Annotated in this window: 3 protein-coding genes; 1 reads left to right on the top strand and 2 read right to left on the bottom strand. The window is 74.0% G+C overall.

Annotated elements, in window-relative coordinates; genetic code table 11:
• Both ACTIR_RS0101780 and ACTIR_RS0101785 read right to left on the bottom strand, forming a co-directional pair.
• The coding region (locus tag ACTIR_RS0101780; RefSeq protein WP_026453000.1) for an acetoacetate decarboxylase family protein at nt 1-603 on the bottom strand (603 nt) is incomplete at its 3' end.
• Nucleotides 596-1,522 (bottom strand): enoyl-CoA hydratase-related protein, encoded by a 927-nt coding sequence (locus tag ACTIR_RS0101785; RefSeq protein WP_034237849.1) that lies wholly within the window; start codon nt 1,520-1,522, stop codon nt 596-598. The genes ACTIR_RS0101780 and ACTIR_RS0101785, both read right to left, overlap by 8 nt.
• 221 nt (nt 1,523-1,743) lie before the next feature.
• Here ACTIR_RS0101785 and ACTIR_RS0101790 point away from each other — a divergent pair.
• A partial coding sequence (locus tag ACTIR_RS0101790) for an acyclic terpene utilization AtuA family protein (protein ID WP_026453002.1) occupies nt 1,744-3,186 on the top strand: 1,443 nt, incomplete at its 3' end.

Genomic DNA, 3,186 nt, shown 5'->3' on the forward strand with positions numbered 1-3,186 from the left:
GACGTGGGCGCTGAGCACCGGCCGGTGGCCCGCCAGGTACCCGAGCGGCCCGTGCGGGTCGACGCTCCAGCGTGCCGACGCGGGGCGGATCCGCATTCGCGCCCGCACCGGGCTCACGTACGGCGCCCCGGCCACCTCCTGGACGAGGGAGAACCCCGTCCGCACCGGCGGTGTGCCGGGCCGCCGGGGGGTGAAGGCCGCCGTGGCGACGGGGGAGTCGTTCCCGTCGGGACCGTCGACCCGCGCGGTGGCGGTGACGGTGGGGCCGAAGCGCAGGGCGAACGTGGCCAGCTCCTTCGGGATGCCCCAGAGTTCACGTCCTCCGGCGCGGGAGGCCGCGCTGTCCACCCAGATCTCGGTGATCGAGCCCGCGATACCGGCGCCGTGCGGGCGCCGGACCGCCACGGTGGACAGCAGCTCGTGGTAACGCATCTGGCCCGGCGGCGTGTAGTCGATCCACGCCGTGACCACCAGGGCACGGCCGCCGAGGGTCACCGGGGTCACCACATCGGACACCCGGGGCAGCGCGCGGACCGGAACCCGCCACACCGACAGGTACGCCTGTGCCGCCAGCCGCCACGGCTCGGGTGGGTAGTCAGGCACCGGCCGCACCGCCCTCCGGGATCCCGCGGTCGCCGGTTCCGGCCGTCCCCGCCGCGTCGGCCGTGTTCCCGGCGCCGTCCGGTGCGACCCACGGCAGGAAACCGGGCAGGTCGTCGTTGACCCGCAGCCGGAACTCCGGCGGGCGTTTCTCCAGGAACGACAGCACTCCCTCCACCGAGTCCGGATTGTTCCGGATGCTCGCGATGAGCTGCGAGTCGACCTCGTGCACCGGGCCGGGGGAGTCGGCACCGGACATCCGGTACAGCAACTGCCGGGTCACGGCGACCGACACCGGGGCGGTGTTCGCGACGAGCTCGGCGGCCAGTGCGTAGGCCTCGTCGTGCAGCCGCTCCGGCGGGTACACCCGGTGCACCAGTCCCGTGTCGCGGGCCTCGTCGGCGTCGAAGAGCCGGCCGCTGACCATCCAGTCGAGGGCGGGACCCATGCCGACCAGCTTCGGGAGGAACCACGCCGACGCGCCCTCGGGGTAGATGCCGCGCCGGACGAAGACGAACCCGAAGCGGGCGTCGGTGGAGGCCAGCCGGTAGTCGGCGGGCAGCGTGATGGTGACCCCGCCGCCGATCGCGGCGCCGTGGATGGCCGCGATGACGGGCTTGTTCAGCGCGAACACCCGTTTCGAGACCCGGCCCGCCGGTTCCTGCCAGGCCGGGTCCGGTCCGGCGTCGGAGTCGAAGTCGAACCCGCCCTCGGACAGGTCGGCGCCGACGCAGAAGTCCCGGCCCGCGCCGGTGAACACGACCACGCGCACGTCCTCGTCGCGGTCGGCCTCCTCCAGGGCGGCGGCGATCTCGTCGGCCATCCGCGCCGTGTAGCCGTTGCGGGCCTCGGGCCGGTTCAGGGTGATCGTGGCGACCCGGTCGGCGACCGAGTAGTCGATCTGGGTGTAGTCGTCGCGCATTCCGGCCAACGTCGGCCTCCCGCTCTCTCGGCGCGCCGTCGCGCCCTCCCGCCGCCGCGTACCCGCGGCGTCGGCGTACTCCCGGTGTCGTCCTGCCGGAGCCTAGTACGCCACCACACCGTGCTGGCAAGCTGACAACAGGGTGAAACAATCAAGCGTGCTTGATTTTTCCGAGGTGCCGGTGGCAGGCTGACGTCCGTTCCTCGACGGGGAGGAGTCCCATGCTCCGCATCGCCAACGCGTCCGGCTTCTACGGCGACCGGTTCTCCGCCGTGCGGGAGATGCTCACCGGCGGCCCGGTCGACGTGCTCACCGGCGACTACCTGGCCGAGCTGACCATGCTGATCCTCGGCCGGGCGAAGGCGAAGGACCCGGCGCGGGGCTACGCCACCACCTTCCTACGGCAGATGGAGGAGTGCCTCGGCACGGCCGTCGACGCGGGGGTCACCGTGGTGTCCAACGCGGGCGGACTGAACCCGGCGGGCCTCGCCGACGCGCTGCGCGAGCTGGCCGACCGGCTGGGGCTGGACGTCTCGGTCGCCCATGTCGACGGGGACGACCTCACCGGCCGCGCCGACGAACTGGGTTTTCCCGACGCGCTGACCGCCAACGCCTACCTCGGCGCGTTCGGGATCGCCGAGTGCCTGCGGGCGGGCGCGGACGTCGTCGTCACCGGACGGGTCACCGACGCCTCCGTGGTGGTCGGCCCGGCCGCCGCCCACTTCGGCTGGACCCCCGACGACCACGACGCGCTCGCGGGCGCGGTCGTGGCCGGACACGTGATCGAGTGCGGGGCGCAGGCGACCGGCGGCAACTACGCCTTCTTCACCGAGCACGACCTCGGCACCCCGGGCTTCCCACTGGCCGAGCTCCACCCCGACGGGTCGAGCGTGATCACCAAGCATCCCGGCACCGGGGGCGCGGTCACGCCGGGGACGGTCACCGCACAACTGCTCTACGAGATCACCGGCCCGCGCTACCCGGGCCCGGACGTCACCGCCCGGTTCGACAGCCTGTCGCTGAGCGACGACGGCCCCGACCGGGTGCGGATCAGCGGCGTCCGCGGGGAACCGCCGCCGCCCACGCTCAAGGTGGGCCGCAGCGAGCTCGGCGGGTTCCGCAACGAGGTCACCTTCGTGCTCACCGGGCTGGACATCGAGGCCAAGGCCGCGCTGGTGCGCGGACAGCTGGAGAGCGCACTCGCCGACAGTGCCCCAGGCGGCAGTGCCTCCGCCGACAGTCCCTCTACCGACGGCGCCCCCGGCGGCAGGGCCCCCGCCGAGGTGCGGTGGAGTCTGGGCCGCACCGACCACGCGGACGCCGACACCGAGGAGGCGGCGAGCGCCCTGCTGCACTGCGCCGTGAAGGATCCCGACGCGCGGGTCGCCGGCCGGGCCTTCAGCGGTGCCGCCGTCGAACTCGCCCTGGCGAGCTACCCCGGCTTCCACGTGACCGCGCCACCCGCGGAGGCCTCCCCCTACGGGATCGCCACGGAGTCGTTCGTGGACGCCCGGCTGGTCCCGCACACGGCGGTGCTGCCGGACGGCTCCCGGGTGGACGTCCCGGCGCCGGAGCGCACCCGGGAACTCGTCGACGTCGCCGAACCCGCCCTCCCGGAGCCGCTGCCGGAGGGGCCGTGCCTGCGGCGTCCGCTGGGGCGCGTC

The sequence above is a fragment of the Saccharomonospora iraqiensis subsp. iraqiensis genome (assembly GCF_000430445.1).
Lineage (GTDB): Bacteria > Actinomycetota > Actinomycetes > Mycobacteriales > Pseudonocardiaceae > Saccharomonospora > Saccharomonospora iraqiensis.

Excerpts from the sequence above, each read along its gene's own strand:
- ACTIR_RS0101785 (WP_034237849.1), bottom strand. The coding sequence starts at position 1,522 with ATGCGCGACGACTACACCCAGATCGACTACTCGGTCGCCGACCGGGTC.